This window comes from Pantoea sp. CTOTU49201 (assembly GCF_032054795.1).
Classification (GTDB): Bacteria; Pseudomonadota; Gammaproteobacteria; order Enterobacterales; family Enterobacteriaceae; genus Pantoea; species Pantoea symbiotica.
Map to the genome: position 1 here is coordinate 2,109 of NZ_DAMBSA010000043.1, position 15,644 is coordinate 17,752.

General features: G+C 53.1%; 13 protein-coding genes. 8 read left to right on the top strand and 5 right to left on the bottom strand.

All coding sequences use genetic code 11. The features are described from left to right. Window positions 1–207: 207 nt before the first annotated feature. From RTY00_RS05205 to RTY00_RS05220, 4 genes are all read right to left on the bottom strand, one after another. The gene (locus tag RTY00_RS05205) at window positions 208–1,443 is read right to left on the bottom strand and encodes an oligosaccharide flippase family protein (RefSeq protein ID WP_409519118.1); all 1,236 of its coding nucleotides are present in this window, start codon (window positions 1,441–1,443) and stop codon (window positions 208–210) included. Between the two features lie 417 nt (window positions 1,444–1,860). Beyond that, on the bottom strand, window positions 1,861–5,103 hold the full coding sequence (locus tag RTY00_RS05210; protein ID WP_312663667.1) for an AIDA repeat-containing protein: 3,243 nt from the start codon (window positions 5,101–5,103) through the stop codon (window positions 1,861–1,863). Between the two features lie 63 nt (window positions 5,104–5,166). Then, a complete protein-coding gene (locus tag RTY00_RS05215) occupies window positions 5,167–6,315 on the bottom strand; it encodes an autotransporter strand-loop-strand O-heptosyltransferase (RefSeq protein ID WP_312663679.1) in 1,149 nt (382 codons plus the stop codon). 499 nt (window positions 6,316–6,814) lie between these two features. Further along, complete coding sequence (locus RTY00_RS05220; protein WP_312663668.1) at window positions 6,815–7,387, bottom strand: TetR/AcrR family transcriptional regulator; 573 nt, start codon at window positions 7,385–7,387, stop codon at window positions 6,815–6,817. 94 nt (window positions 7,388–7,481) lie between these two features. Here RTY00_RS05220 and RTY00_RS05225 point away from each other — a divergent pair, with 94 nt between their 5' ends. After that, window positions 7,482–8,375, top strand: a complete 894-nt coding sequence (locus tag RTY00_RS05225) for an ABC transporter six-transmembrane domain-containing protein (protein WP_312663669.1) — start codon at window positions 7,482–7,484, stop codon at window positions 8,373–8,375. A 74-nt stretch (window positions 8,376–8,449) separates the two neighbouring features. Here RTY00_RS05225 and RTY00_RS05230 read toward each other — a convergent pair whose 3' ends face one another. Beyond that, window positions 8,450–9,202, bottom strand: coding sequence for a FadR/GntR family transcriptional regulator (locus RTY00_RS05230; RefSeq protein WP_061718963.1), 753 nt, complete (start codon window positions 9,200–9,202; stop codon window positions 8,450–8,452). Window positions 9,203–9,397: 195 nt separating this feature from the next. Here RTY00_RS05230 and RTY00_RS05235 point away from each other — a divergent pair, with 195 nt between their 5' ends. From RTY00_RS05235 to fucP, 7 genes are read left to right on the top strand one after another with little or no spacing between them, the layout of a single operon-like run. After that, window positions 9,398–10,138 (top strand): SDR family oxidoreductase, encoded by a 741-nt coding sequence (locus RTY00_RS05235; RefSeq protein ID WP_312663670.1) that lies wholly within the window; start codon window positions 9,398–9,400, stop codon window positions 10,136–10,138. A gap of 13 nt (window positions 10,139–10,151) precedes the next feature. Further along, window positions 10,152–10,997, top strand: coding sequence for a fumarylacetoacetate hydrolase family protein (locus RTY00_RS05240; protein ID WP_312663671.1), 846 nt, complete (start codon window positions 10,152–10,154; stop codon window positions 10,995–10,997). After that, window positions 10,997–12,283, top strand: coding sequence for an L-fuconate dehydratase (locus tag RTY00_RS05245; protein ID WP_312663672.1), 1,287 nt, complete (start codon window positions 10,997–10,999; stop codon window positions 12,281–12,283). The genes RTY00_RS05240 and RTY00_RS05245 overlap by 1 nt, the downstream gene beginning before the upstream one ends. Before the next feature lies 1 nt (window position 12,284). Further along, window positions 12,285–13,139: an amidohydrolase family protein gene (locus tag RTY00_RS05250; protein WP_312663673.1), complete on the top strand. Its 855-nt coding sequence runs from the start codon at window positions 12,285–12,287 to the stop codon at window positions 13,137–13,139. Next, window positions 13,117–13,893 carry an SDR family oxidoreductase gene (locus RTY00_RS05255; protein ID WP_312663675.1) on the top strand — a complete coding sequence of 259 codons (777 nt, stop codon included), beginning with the start codon at window positions 13,117–13,119 and terminating at the stop codon, window positions 13,891–13,893. Before RTY00_RS05250 ends, RTY00_RS05255 begins: the two co-directional genes overlap by 23 nt. After that, window positions 13,890–14,240 (top strand): L-rhamnose mutarotase, encoded by a 351-nt coding sequence (locus RTY00_RS05260; protein WP_312663676.1) that lies wholly within the window; start codon window positions 13,890–13,892, stop codon window positions 14,238–14,240. The genes RTY00_RS05255 and RTY00_RS05260 overlap by 4 nt, the downstream gene beginning before the upstream one ends. Window positions 14,241–14,276: 36 nt before the next feature. Continuing rightward, the gene (gene fucP / locus RTY00_RS05265) at window positions 14,277–15,503 is read left to right on the top strand and encodes an L-fucose:H+ symporter permease (protein ID WP_312663677.1); all 1,227 of its coding nucleotides are present in this window, start codon (window positions 14,277–14,279) and stop codon (window positions 15,501–15,503) included. Window positions 15,504–15,644: the final 141 nt, after the last annotated feature.

Genomic DNA, 15,644 nt, shown 5'->3' on the forward strand with positions numbered 1-15,644 from the left:
ACTTATCCGCGCACAACGTATAAATGTCACCATTTAGCTCATTGAATTTAAGCCACTGAATTTTTTCATTGAAATTGATCGGGTTGGTTAAGTTCAGCTTTTTCTTGAACTTAATATAATAGTGAGTTTTTGCGCAAAATTCCGGGTACATGTGAGCGCTGATTTTTAATGCGGATTTGACTGTGTGTTTTATCATTTTCATTAAAATTATCTCAGTTTGAAAATGTTAAGATGCATTTTGATGATTGTTTTATTTCTGAAGAAGTAATTGAGTAAAGTGCAAGACAAAATCTCAACGATCAAAAAACAGTATGCAGCCCCATTAATCCCGTAAGAATTAATCATTAGCCAGGATAGCGGTATGGTTAAGACACAGCATAAAAACATCTTTTTAGCCAGGTAACTGTATCCGGACTCTTTTATCATATAGCGATAGCAAATTGTGCCTAATGCAGAGAACATCGTACCAATGATAATAATTGGAATGATATTTACCGAATCCATATACTTATCGCCATACAATAAATGGATAAAATAATCACCAAAAATATAGAATCCACCTAACGCAATAAGCGAAAACAGGATGACAATGCGATTGATTTTAATCAGCAGCATTTCAACGGTGATTTGATCTTTTTCGCTGTAGATCTTTGAGAAGAAGCTTGTTATTAACGCCAGCACGATAAATGACCAGGCACCTCCTATGGTTAACGCGACGCTATAAACGCCCAGGTTTGAGTAAGAAAGGATTTTAGCCAGAAAAATACTCGATATCTGCGTGTAGATGTCCGCAGATAGGCTCGATAAAATCAGCGCCCCCCCGGCAAACAGCATATGCCGGTTATACATTCCGGCGCCCTTACGATTCTCATTTATTTTTGTCGTATATTTAAAATAGAGGAGACGCAGGATGTAAGGTATCAGCGGAATGAGAATAATCGGCAGGGTGAAGTAGTACACTGGCAGTTTTAAGTGTGAGATATAGAACCGAATCACCAGGGCAACAGATAAGCCAATCACATTAGTGATGGTGTTGATTTTTGATTTTAACTGGGTGTTGTTGTAGATGGAAAAGAAGTCCATCACGATATAGTAGGTGGCAATACCGTTGGCCACACCAAATAAAAAAACAATGATGTCTGTGAAAAAATAGAGATAGATCAACACTGAGCTTGATGACAGCAGGAAGAAAATACGCCGTTGATTTTGCGTGTGCATCGCTAACGCAATTCCTGACTTAGTATTTTCACTCATGCGCTTAAACAGGATGTTCTGACCACCAAACCACGACAGCGTTTGCACAAATATAAATAGAGAAGTTGAAATGTTGATCTTACCAAAGTCTTCAGGGCCAATGTATTTTGCCATCAGTGCATTGATATAAATGAGCCCGATGATATTTACTGACTTTTCTAACATGATCCATATTGAGTTAGAGTACATTGCTCGTTTCTCATATCCATAGCAGTATTGATGATGTTCAGCGCGTGTAGTGAATCATCCGCAATATGAAACTTTTTTGCTATATGCGTTAATGTTATGTTTTATTGCAGCATGGTCATATATAAGCCACACTCAATGTCATATTATTTATTTATACTTGATTAATTTGGTTGACAGTGTGGCTGCTGAAAGTGAATTAGTGAAGGGTTTTTTGATTAATCAGATTAATGACGTGCATTCTCAAATAATGAGTCCATTATTTAATGCTATTAGATTGTGGATAATGTGACGATGATCGTTTTTAATAGCGCCAATACTTCCTGATGAGGCCTGCAGACGATATTTACTAATACGGTGGAACTGCGGAGTATATGAACAAGAAGCGCCGGGCAGCTATGCCCGGCACTGTATTGCCGCTTAGCGGAATGAATAGCCCAGATTGACCAGACCGTAGAAGCCGCCAGACTCACCACCGTGAAGCGCTTCGGAATATCCACCTTGTACGCCGAGCTTAACATTCTCACGAATTTGCGCGTTTACGCCACCGTTCAGGCCGATACTGGTGCCTGAAAGGTCAGTGCGGAATGAAGCCGTTGAATCTGAAACGCCCTGCACAGAGGCTGATACGTTGCTATGGCCACCAAAAGATTGTGTCAGTGAAGGTGTGACCCACCAGAGCACTTTCGCCGGGTTACTCAGAGGTGTACCGATCCTCAATCCCGCCTGAACGGACTGGCGGCGACTGTCAGACCAGTCCAGTGATGCGGCATCGTCCTGTGCATTATCCAGTGAAATGCCCTGGATGGTGTATTGCAGTTGTGGCTCAAGCGACAGGGCAGGAGACAGCATGAACGCTTGTCCAGCCTGTGCCGAAGCAAGCCAACCGGTGCCTGATGTCGACAACCGCGTGCCGTCATTGGAGGCCGTGGAAATGCTGTGATGGCTTATCTGCAACAGGCCATCTAAACGCAATCCTTCATGGCTCTGACCTGAAAGATAGGCGCCACCCGTGTAGACGGTATCACGATCGGTGCCCGCTTCACTTTTCCCACCATCACGCCAGACGTCACTGCGCATCAACCCGGTTGCACCGTAAATACCGGCACGCCATTCGGCAGTGGATCCCGAGAACTGCCAGAGGTCGCCGCCAATTTGCAGGAAGCTATAAGCGCCGCTGCTTTCCGGAACCCCGCCGCCAGTCAGGCTGCCATTATTGTCGTGACGCAACTGACCTGCCACCACGCGGCCCCACATACGGCTGTCCTGGGCATAATGGAAACGTGTATCGGCGGTGCCTGCAACCAGGCGGTCATAATCGAACGAAAGAGCAGGAAGTGCAGCATAGCTCCACATGCCATCACGGTAGTTGACTGTGTTGCTAACCGGTGTGCCTGTTCCACTGTCCTGATCCGGTGTGCCCGGCGTTGCAGGTGTTGCAGGCGTGGCAGGTGTTGAGGTACTGATTTGCTGGGAGGTCAGATACCAACTCTGATCGGCATTACGGTAAAGACTGTAGGAATAGGCGCCTGCTACCAGCGGCTGGTTAAGACTGAAGGCTCCTGAATCTGTTGTTGCGCCGTTAATCGCACTTACCAGGTTGATCCCGTTTCCAGTGGTCTGTGCACCCAGTCCACCGCGGTTTAGCACTCGCAGACCTGTGCTGCCCGTCGCCTGACCGCCATCAATGATCAATTTATCGGTAGGTGAACTGCTGTTGCCTGCAACGGTATTCAGGGTAATGGTCCCCCCATTGCCAACAAGATTGGTCACGGTGAGCGTGCGAGGAGTGAACGTACCCTGAGGTGCGGCAAAAACAATGCTGCCGGCATTGGTCAGCGTGTCAACCAACGAGTCGCCCGTAATATTCCAGGTACTGCTGCTGTCGATGTTGACATCGGTCGGGTCGATGATACCCGTCAGGCTGGCACTGTTCACCAGAGATAGTGATGTGCCGGAGATCGCCACTATGTCAGTGGTGGCCTGCAAACCATCCATAATCAGCGAACCGGCATTCAGATTCACCTGCGACTGAGCAAGGGTGCCACCGAGCGTCAGCGTGCCGCTTCCGTTCTTAGTCAACTGACCGGTACCAGACAGATTAGTATCCAGGGACATGTCGCTGGCTGTATCGTAAGCTGTCGTACCGTTGTTCACAAAATGATTGTCGGCAAGTGTCAGAATTCCTCCATCAGCTATATTCAGCAGTCCGTCAGCCTGAACGGTGGTATCTGTCGCGGTACCTCCACTATTGACCGATAAAGAACCGCCGCTATTAATCATCGCCTGTTTTGCGACGCCGCCGTCAAACACGGAAAGTGCGCCACCGGAGTTAACCGTCGTTGAAATAGCGGTACCGTAAACCTGCTGCTCACCACCGGCATTGGCAGTTGTACCATTGGCCGTGCCTCCAGCCATAACGCGTTGCACACCACCATTATTTACCACACTGCCGGAAGCGCTGCCGTTCACGTATTCGGCGCCGCCCTGATTAATAATGGTACTCTCTGAAGAATCAGTGGCGTCTACGGTTAATGAGCCGTTGTTCTCAAGCAGCACGTTTTTAGCATGGCCTGAGATGATCGAAAATTCGCCCAGCGCGTTTGTGCCGCTTAATGTAGCACCGGTGAAAGTATTGAGACGGCCGCCGGCATTAATGACCAGATCTGTCGCGTTAGCACCCTCGAAAGCATAAAGGGTGCCACCTGAATTAATGGTTGCCTGTGAGGCTGACCCACCAGTGAAAATTTGCATGTAAGCAGCGTCTTTAACGGTGGTGAGGCTTGCGGTGCCGCCACCGTAAACATACTCAGCACCGCCCGAGTTCACCTGAGTGGAGGTGGCGGTGCCGTAGATGCCCTGAGAAGCATTTGCTTCAATAATGGTACCGGTGGAGGAACCGCCGCTACTGACGTACTGGACCCCGCCTGACTTCACTGTGGTATCGATTGCCGAGCCGCTAACCCGCTGAGTCCCGCCTGCAATGACCGCTGACACCGCATTGGCTCCGGAGTAAATAGTCTGGGTGCCCCAAGCATCAATGAGCGCAGATTCACTTGTTCCACTGATAACGTACTCAAGACCACCGGATGTCACGTGGGTCGACTGTGTTGTCCCGCCAAGAACCAGAAGGGAGCCACCGTTATTAACGGTAGTCGATGTCACGTTGCCATAAACTTCCTGCTGTGCACGGCTGTTAACAGTGGAGCCCGAAACATGCGCACCAACATAAATGATTTCAGAACCACCATTCAGGATGGTACCGGTGGCGCTGCCGCCGCTGTTTACGTACTGCCTGCCTGAAGAGTTGACGATAGTAGAAACTGCGCTGCCGCCACTGGAAACAACGATGTTGGAAAGGTTTACGCCGTTACCTACGTTACTACTGGTCACCAACCCGCCGTTGTTCACGTTCAGGTTTCCGCCGCTGATCACCGAGATATTGTTGGCAATGTCTCCGTTATTCAGCGTTAAGCTACCAGAGCTCACTGTCGTGCCATCATAGGTCGTAGCGGCGGCAGTACCTGCCATTCCCATCAGGAGGAGTGTGCCGACGATGCGCTTCACGGCCATGGGTGGTCGCCCACCGCAACCAGCACGTTCTGACGCAACAACCCACGCCTGGCGCGCAGCGCTCCAGACAATTCTGTAAGCCTTATTCATGTCCCTGCCTCTTAAAAGTTTTGTTCCCTGCGAGTAAATGTCGATTACGCATGGGGGGTTTAGTTACGTTTTTTGATTTCCACGGATTTGCGCGTCGAGACGGTCAATCACGCCATTTACTTGTCTACCGGTGATAAGCCGGGTGCACTCGAACTGTCGATCAGTTCCCTTGTGACGGGGACACCAGAAGTAGTCCTGGTGATCGAATTTTTCATGCATGCTGTCCCAGCATCCGCTGCAGCCATGGCTGCTGAACACCCGCCAGGGGGTGAAAAACTCAGCGCCTGGCAGCGTGAAGCCGCTGATCAGCACCACGGGAATCTGCGACGCCCAGGCAAGCCATGAGAGGCCGCTGGATAGCCCGATAAAGAAGCTCGCGTGTGTCAGCAGATCCACTCGGTCCTGCAGCGGAAGGTTGCCGGTGAAGTCTTCCGCACCGTAAGGGATGTGATTCCAGACAAAACCGTGGCCTGTCGTTGGGTCGCGATCAATGCAAAGGACTCGGTAGCCCAGCGTTTTAAGGTGTGTTACCACCTCGGCCCAGCCGCGGCCGTTGTTCCAGAATTTGGCTTGGCAGGTTGACTGCACACCAATACAGACGTAGGGCTCGGCGATCGTTCGCGGGGCGCTGAGATTAAGCCGAGGCGCTTCTTCCCGATGGTCGACGCCCAGAATGTGCCCGGCGATACGGTGAAAACCGGTCTGGCGAAAATCGAGTGGTTGATGGGTATCGTTCCCGCCAAAAAATAAACCGATGCGGTAAGTGGCATAAGGCGCGCACGCCGCCTCTGCAGGAGTCGAAAAACGAATGTCGGGGTACTGGCCTTCCAGTAGTGTGATGATGTTGGGCGCCATACTGCACTCAAGTCTGCATCCATGTTGAGTGCGAAAGCGTTCGGCGTAATGGAACCACCCTAGCAGGTCACCCAGTGTGCCGACTGGAAATGAAATCAACACATGCTGATCCCTGAGCGAAAGCACTTCATCAAGCAGAGGTGAGGTCTCATCACCACGCCAGACCCGAATGCGAAAGCGGATGTAATACTTTTTAGCAGACGTCACCCAGCCTGCGCCGGATTCACAGTGGAACAGAATGTTGCCTGAATCCTCATCTATGAGCGCAACGCGCCAGCGGCCTTCCGGCAGCAAGACACGTGCACCATCGTTAAAGTCGTAACGAATGCCTGCCGGTCCCTCCCGGCTTGGAAGCATGGGTGCACTAACGAAAGGATATTGTGTCGTCTCCTGAACCTTTGAAAGGGCGTTATGGGCAGCGACCTGCAGAGGGGGATTTTGAGTCATGGCTCAGCCTCTGATTAAAATTGAGCGCACGGAGCGCATCGAGTGCAGGCCACAAGCCGGAGATGAGATGGTCTGATTCATAGATAACCTGCCCTGGGAAATAAGAATTTTCTTATTGGTGTTGTTCTTGAGGGTGGTTATCGGAACTGTTGAGGAATTATTTAGAGTGAAAAAAAACTAATCATCCGCACCTTTGTTTCGGGCATTGAAGCAGGCCAGCAATGATTTCTGTGCGCCACTGGAGAATGGTTTTTTGTTAACGGGAGTGATAACAGTTTGAAAAATAGAGAGGTTAAAAAAAGCACACGTAGATGAGATGTTCAGAGAAGCTAAAGGACAATATAGGATCACTTTTGGCAGGCTAATAAGTATGCATCTGACCTGCCAATCCACTCACCTAAAAAACACCTCAAAGCGTAAGCCGAATAAATGCCTGAATATCCTCAACAGCTTCACGATGTTTTGCCGGACTAGGGCTGATCATCAGGCTGTCGGCATAGCCGTTAAGCATGGCGCCGAGCTGGCGTGTAAAACGCGCGCTTTCAACAGGACGGTAAACACCTTGAGCAATCCCTTCATCAACGATGGCGGTGATGAATTGGGTCCACTTGTTAATAAACAATTCTGCCAGCTCAGCAAAGGCTTTGTCGCGGCCCGCCATCTGCCAGAGTGAACCATAAAGCTGCCAGACGGCGTCCGGGGCATCCGGCAAATAGTTTTCAATGGCAGTATTCAGTTTGTCAGCAGGTGGCGTTGATTCAATGGATCGTGAAAAGTCATCCAGCTCGTTCTGTAGATACCTTGTCAGGGCTTCGATGCATAGCGTCTGCCAGTCGCTGAAATAATAGTAAATATGGCTACGGGAGATTGAGAGCCTTTCGGTGAGTTCGCGCGTTGCAACGTTCTCGATCCCTTTCTCTATGAATAGCGCGGCAGCGCCATCCAATATGCGGGCTTTCAGCGCTTCCTTGGTTTCTTTCATCTTGCGGCTCCGTTGACTTTGAGCAGTTGCTCAAATAGACTTCTCATCAGAATTTGAGCATTCGCTCAAATTAATATTAACAGAAATTGATCCTATGCAAACGCATGAAATTATTGAGCCGGTCAACGTCACCGGCAGCGCGGTTAATACCCTTAAAAACATTGGACGCCGTCATTACAGAAAGCTTTTCTTTACCTTATTGCTGGTTATCGCCGAAAACGTGACCTATCTGCTTTATCCACTGCTGGCCGGTTTTGCCATCAATGCCATCGTCGCGGGCAAGGCATGGCATGCGGTATTTTATGCCTTGATGGTTTTTACCATGTGGGTGATTGGTGCCGCCAGGCGCAGCCTTGATACGCGCACCTTCGCGAGGATTTATGCTGAACTGGCAGTGCCGGTTATTGTGGCCCAGCGTCGGGAAAATCACAGTCATTCAACCATCGCCGCGCGCGTTGCGCTTTCAAGGGAGTTCGTCGACTTCTTTGAAAAACATCTGCCGGTATTGATTACTTCCCTGGCTTCTATCACCGGGGCGGCGTTGATGCTGCTGGCGATTGAATTCTGGTCGGGCATCGCCTGCCTGGCCGTTTTAGTGTTCTTTTCGTTTTTTCTGCCAGGTTACACCAATAAAAATGAGGCCCTATTTTTCCGGCTTAATGGTCGACTTGAAAAAGAAGTGGGCTTTGTCAGCAGTGCGCCGGCGGCATCCTTGAGCAGACATTATCGGGTGCTGGCGGGACTGCGTATCCGCCTGTCAGATCGCGAAGCGATGGGATATCTTTCGATTGGCGCGGTCACCGCTATATTGTTTGCCATGACCATTTTCACCATGGCTTTACGCGGTGGAACCGATGCCGGCCATATCTATTCCGTCATGACTTATCTCTGGATGTTCGCGATGAGCCTGGATGATGCGCCCCAACTGCTGGAGAAATATTCCCAGCTGAAGGATATAGGGAAAAGAGTGAAGACGGATCCTATCTGAAGTACGCTGCAAGGGCGGCAACCGCTCGATCCCGTAGGGTCGCCATTCATGGCGACCAGGCGCGCATAATCCTCTCACTCCTGCACACGCTCAAAAGTCGCGATCACCCGATCAATATGCTTCTTCATCGCGCTTCTCGCTGCTTTTGCATCGCGTTTCTCCAGCGCGGAAAGAATCGCCATATGCTCGGATTCTGAGACAACCGGCATATCGCTGGGCGTGTAGTGCGCCTGCAACATACGGAACATGCTGCCATAGCGATGGCCGAGCAGGTGACCGATGATAAATCCATAGGCAGGATTGCCGCTCGCCTGGGCAATGCGGATATGGAACAGGCGGTCGCCGGGATGGGTGCGCGATTGCGCGCGGTTATCCTCGCAGTTTTGCTGATAAGCCGCGCGGATCAGCGCCAGTTCCTGCTCGCTGGCATGCACCGCAGCAAGCGCAGCGGCTTCCGGTTCAATCAAACGTCGGGCTTGCAGCAGCGAGAAGGGTGGCAGCTCGGTAGAGAAATCCAGGTTGATACCCAGCTCATCATCCGGCTCATTCCACTGATCGCGTCCGGCCTGCATCATTACCGGCTCCTGCGTACTGGAACGCGCTTTCACAATCACGCCATTGCCGACCTTCACATCCACCAGACCAATCACCTCGAGCGCGATCAACGCTTCTCGCACCGATGCACGACTGACCTGCAGCTGCTCAGCCAACTCACGCTCCGCTGGCAGGCGGCTGCCGGGCGGAAATTCGTTATTGTCGATAAGCGCAATCAGTTGGTCTGCTATTTGTCTGTAAAGCCTGGGGTTTTCCATCTTTTTGATCGGCATTGCGCTGCTCCCTGTCTAAATAAATTAAGTGATCAGTTGCACAAATAATCGTCAGGACACTTGTCAATGTTACGCAATTGTCAATAAAACGTAATGCGTAAGCGAAAAAGTAGCCAGCGATATTTTGCTCTCCCGCTGGGAAAAAATCACCTTTCAATGGCCTGACCATTAGATCTTTGGACCAGAGGAAATGCAATGAATTTACATGGAAAACGCGTGTTGATCACCGCTGCCGGACAAGGCATCGGCTTGGCCAGTGCGCGCTACTTTGCTCAGCAAGGCGCAGACGTCATCGCCAGCGATATCAACATTGCCGCGCTGCATGATTTACCCGGCATTCGCGCCTACCAACTCGATGTCACCGATCGCCAGGCGATTAGCGCGGCGGCGCAGGAGATCGGCACGCTGGATGTGCTGTTCAACTGTGCTGGCGTGGTTCACAGCGGCAGCCTGCTGGAATGCAGCGAAAAGGAGTGGCAGTTCGCGCTCGACCTCAACGTCACGGCGATGTTTCACATGATCCAGGCGTTTCTGCCCGCGATGCTGCAACAGCAGCATGGGTCGATCATCAACATGTCATCGGTGGCATCGAGTGTGAAAGGCGTGGTTAATCGCTTCGCCTACAGCGCCACTAAAGCAGCAGTGATTGGCCTGACGCGTTCGGTGGCGGCCGATTACATTGGTCAAGGCATTCGCTGCAACGCCATTTGCCCCGGCACCATCGATTCACCGTCGCTGCGTCAGCGCATTGCCGCGCAGGCGCAGGCGGAAGGGCGCAGCGAAACCGAGGTTTATAACGCCTTTGTCGCGCGTCAACCGATTGGCCGTATCGGCACCACAGAAGAGATCGCTTATCTGGCGGCCTATCTGGCTTCCGATGCCAGCGCCTATACCACCGGCACCGCACAGATTATCGATGGCGGCTGGAGCAACTAACAGGAGTGGAAGAATGAAATTATTACGTGTCGGCGAACCGGGCAAAGAGCGTCCGGCAATGCTGGATGAGCAGGGCGAATTGCGCGATTTGTCGCACTTCATCGATGATTTGGCGGGCGATGCGCTGCTGCCGTCCGCGCTGGAAAGACTGCGCCAGCTGCCGCTCAGTGAACTGCCGAAAATTAATGGTGAGCCACGCATTGGTGCCTGCGTCGGACAGATTGGCAAATTCATCTGCATCGGCCTGAACTATGCCGATCATGCCGCCGAAACCGGCGCCGACATCCCGCTGGAGCCGGTGGTGTTTGGCAAATGGACCAGCGCGGTAGTCGGGCCAAATGATGCGGTGCGCATTCCGCGCGGCTCGGTGAAAACCGACTGGGAAGTGGAACTGGGCGTGGTGATCGGCAAAGGCGGCAGCTACATCGCCGAAGAGGATGCGCTGTCGCATGTCGCGGGCTACTGCGTGGTGAACGACGTCTCGGAACGTGAATATCAGATCGAACGCGGCGGCACCTGGGACAAAGGCAAAGGCTGCGACACTTTTGGCCCGATCGGTCCCTGGCTGGTGACCGCCGATGAGATTGCCGATCCGCAGCAGCTCGATCTGTGGCTGGAGGTTGACGGCAAGCGCTATCAAAACGGTAACACCCGCACCATGATTTTTTCGGTCGCGCACATCATCAGCTATCTCAGCCGTTTTATGAGTTTGCAGCCAGGCGACATCATCTCCACCGGTACGCCGCCGGGCGTCGGCATGGGGCAGAAACCGCCGGTCTATCTGCGTGCGGGGCAAGTGATCAGATTGGGCATCGCCGGGCTGGGCGAGCAGCGTCAAATCACCGAGGGCAGCGAATAATGACCAAACTTACGGCACTGCGCGTGGAAGATATCCGTTTTCCCACTTCGCAACACCTCGATGGTTCGGATGCGATGAATCCAGACCCCGATTATTCAGCTGCTTACGTCATTATCGAGACCGATAACGTGGCGATCAGCGGTCACGGTTTGACCTTTACCATCGGGCGCGGCAATGAGATTTGCTGTGCCGCAATACGTGCACTTGAGCACTTGATCGTCGGCCGTCAGCTAGAGTCGATTACCGCCGATATGGGGCAATTCTGGCGCGATATCACCAGCGACAGCCAGCTACGCTGGATCGGACCGGACAAAGGCGCGATTCATCTGGCGACCGGCGCGGTGGTCAACGCGGTATGGGATTTATGGGCGAAATCAGAAGAGAAGCCGCTGTGGCGGCTGGTGGCCGATATGTCGCCGCAGGAACTGGTACGCTGCATCGATTTCCGTTATCTCACCGACTGCATCACGCCGGACGAAGCACTGGCATTGCTGACGGCGCAGCAGGCAGGAAAAGCGGAGCGCATCCGCCAGCTCGAGCAGCACGGTTATCCTTGCTACACCACGTCGGCGGGCTGGCTTGGCTACGACGACGAGAAACTGCGCCGTCTTTGCCAGCAGGCAGTCGATGCCGGGTTCTCCCACATCAAGCTGAAAGTCGGACGCGACCTCGAAGATGATATTCGCCGCGTGCGCATTGCGCGCGAAGTGTTGGGGCCGGATCGCCAGCTGATGATCGATGCCAACCAGGTTTGGGAAGTGAATGACGCGGTGGATTGGGTACAACAGCTGGCGTTCGCACGGCCGTGGTTTATCGAAGAACCCACCAGCCCGGATGATATCGAAGGACATCGCAAAATTCGTCAGGGCGTTGCGCCGGTTAAAGTGGCAACCGGCGAAATGTGCCAGAACCGCATCATCTTTAAGCAGCTGATTATGCGCGAGGCGATTGATGTAGTGCAGATCGATGCCTGTCGTCTCGGCGGCGTGAATGAAGTGCTGGCGGTGATGCTGATGGCAGCGAAATACCAGCTGCCGGTGTGTCCGCATGCGGGCGGCGTTGGCCTGTGCGAATACGTTCAGCACCTGTCGATGATCGACTTTGTTTGTATTGCCGGCAGCCATGAAGGTCGGGTCATCGAGTACGTCGATCATCTGCACGAACATTTTCTTAATCCGTGCGAAATCCGCGGCGCGGCTTATATGCCGCCCACCGCGCCTGGCTTCTCGATCGAAATGTATCCCGCTTCGCGTGAGCAATATCGTTATCGCGCGCAGGGAGGCTGACGTGCGATTCGACGCTCATCAGCATTTCTGGCGCTACGACGCGGCGGACTTTCCGTGGATCACGGATTCAATGACGCGACTGCAACAGGATTTTTTGCCGGACGATCTCGCGCCGCTGCTGGTGCAACATGAGTTGCAGGGTTCGATTGCAGTGCAGGCGCGGCAGTGCGTGGCGGAGACGCAGCAGCTGTTGCAGTGGGCGCAGCAACAACCGGCAACGCAGGTGGTTGGCTGGATCGACGTCACCGCAGCGGATCTGGCGGAGCAGTTGACGGCATTGCAGCATCCGTTGCTGCGCGGTTTTCGTCATCAGGTGCAGGATGAACAGGATCCCGCCGCATGGTTGCAGCAACCGCGCGTGGCAACCGGCATCACTCAGATTCAGCGGCGAGATTACGTGTGGGAAATGCTGGTCACCTGGCGACATTTGGCCGATGCCACGCGCTTTGCCGCGCAGCACGATCGCCACTGGCTGGTGCTCGATCACCTGGGAAAACCGGATGTTGCGCGCGGCGCACAGGCGTGGGGCGAGCAGGTTACAGAACTGGCCGCGATGCCGCACGTGGTGTGCAAATTGTCCGGACTGGTCACCGAAGCACCGCACGGTCAGTGGAGCGGCGCGCAGCTACGGCCCTTTATTGATGAGGCGCTGGCGCGTTTTGGCCCGCATCGCCTGATGTTTGGTTCAGATTGGCCAGTTTGCCTGCTGGCAGCGGAATATTACACGGTGGCGCAGTTAGTTGACGATGCGCTAGCGGAGCTGTCCGCTGACGAACAGGCCGCCATTTGGGGCAACACCGCCGCGCAGGTTTACAGCCTGACAGGAGAGAAGAATGAATCTGTTTTTGCAGGATAAAGTGATTATCGTCACCGGCGGCGGATCGGGCATTGGCGCCGGCATCTCACGTCTGCTGGCGGAAGAGGGCGCGATTCCCGTCATCGTCAGTAACGCACAGCCAGAAGAGATGTGGCTGGCCGCGCTACGCGAATTGCAGCCACAAAGCGAAGTGCTGCTCGCCGATCTCTGCGACGAGCATAACTGCCAGCAAGCGGTGGAAGCCGTGCAGCAGCAGTTTGGTCGCATCGACGGGCTAGTAAATAATGCTGGCGTCAACGATGGCGTTGGGCTGGAAGCCGGGCGCAGCGCCTTTGTCTCCTCGCTGGAAAAGAACCTCATCCACTATTACCAGATGACGCATTTCTGCCAGCAAGCGCTGGAAAACAGCCGGGGATCGATTGTTAATATTGCGTCCAAAACCGCGCTGAGCGGGCAGGGCGGCACCAGCGGCTACTGCGCGGCGAAAGGGGCGATTCTTTCACTGACGCGCGAGTGGGCGGTGTCACTGCGACACAGCGGCGTGCGGGTCAACGCCGTGGTGCCCGCAGAAGTGATGACGCCGCTGTATGAACGCTGGATCGGCACCTTCGCCGATCCGCAATCCGAACTGGAGAAAATCACCCAGCGTATTCCGCTCGGCCAACGCATGACCACGCCGCAAGAGATCGCTAACACGGTGGTGTTTTTGCTGTCGTCGCGCGCTTCACACACCACCGGCGAGTGGCTGAGCGTCGATGGCGGCTATCTGCATCTCGATCGGGCGCTGTCATGAGTGGCGCAACCAGGCGTTATTGTCTGGCGCTGGATCTGGTGGACGATGCAGAGAAGATCGCTGAATACCAGCGCCTGCATCAGCGCATCTGGCCGGAAGTGGCGCAGCATTTGCGCCAGCACGGCATCGAAAATATGGAGATTTACCGGCTTGGCACCCGACTTTTTATGCTGATGGAGGTCAACGATAGCTTTAACACGCAGGATTTTGCTCAGGCATCTGAACAGGATCCGCATATTCAGCGCTGGGAAGCGCTGATGTGGCAGTTCCAACAGCCAACGCCCTGGACGCCCGAAGGGGAAAAATGGGTGGCGATGGCGCGAATATTCTCTTTGCAGGACCAATAACAACACTTACCGACTGTACCCTACGAGGATATAACCATGTCTACACAACGCGTCGAGACGCCTGAAAATATGGGCGTCAGGGGAACTATTAGCCTGCGCTGGGCGTTCATGCTAATTACCACCCTGTTTTTTATGTGGGGCGTGTCATACGGCCTGCTGGATGTGCTGAATAAACACTTTCAGGAAACGTTAAACGTCACCAAAGCACAATCGGGATTATTACAGGCCGCCTATTTCGGTGCCTATTTTATAGTCGCGCTGCCGGCAGGTTATTTTATGCAGCGTCACGGTTATAAAGCCGGAATATTGGCGGGATTATCACTGTATGCGATTGGCGCACTGCTGTTTGTGCCAGCGGCGATGGTCAATAACTTCTCGGTATTCCTGTTTGCGTTGTTCGTGCTGGCGTGCGGGCTCGGTTGCCTCGAAACCGCTGCGAACCCGTATGCCACGGTGCTGGGCGATCCCAATGGCGCGGAACGTCGTCTCAATCTGGCGCAATCCTTTAACGGGTTAGGGCAGTTTGTTGGACCGATGATTGGCGGCTCGCTGTTCTTTACTCAGGCCAGCCAGGATGCGGCGCAGGACAGCGTGAAAATCACCTATGTCGTAATTGCATGCGTAGTTATTGCCATCGCGCTGTTATTTAAACGCACCGCTTTGCCGGATATTCGTGAATCCGCCAGCCAACATATTCAGCAGCCAGGCGCCACGTTATGGCAGCAAAAACATTTTGTCGGCGGCGTAATTGCGCAGTTCTTTTATGTTGCCGCGCAGGTTGGCGTTGGCGCCTTCTTTATTAACTATGCCACCGAACACTGGCACGGCGTGACCAACCAAAGCGCGGCTTATATGCTTTCGGTTGCGATGATCTGCTTTATGCTCGGACGCTTTTTCTCCACCTGGCTATTGGGACGAGTAAAACCAGCAGTGATGCTGGCGGCTTACGCGCTGATCAACATCGTGCTGTGCGCGGTTGTGATGCTGGGCGCGGGCGATGTCTCCGTGGTTGCATTGATCGCCATCTTCTTCTTTATGTCCACCATGTTCCCAACCATCTTTGCCATGGGCGTTAAAAATCTTGGCGAATCCACCAAACAGGCTAGCTCGTTTATGATCATGGCGATTGTCGGCGGCGCGATCATGCCCTATTTCATGGGCCTGCTTTCTGACCACGTCAGTACCGCCGTGGCATACAGCTTGCCGATGCTGTGCTTTGTGGTAGTGCTGGCCTATGCGTTGAGGCAGCGTAAGCATTCGTGAGTGATGCCACATATAAAGTATTTCGCCAAATTGCCGATAACTGTTTCTGGCTTTTTAGCTACTCAATATTCGTATTAATCAGGAGCGCAAGATGGATGTATCACAAATTACATCACTGGCTACCGGCCTTGATAACATGGA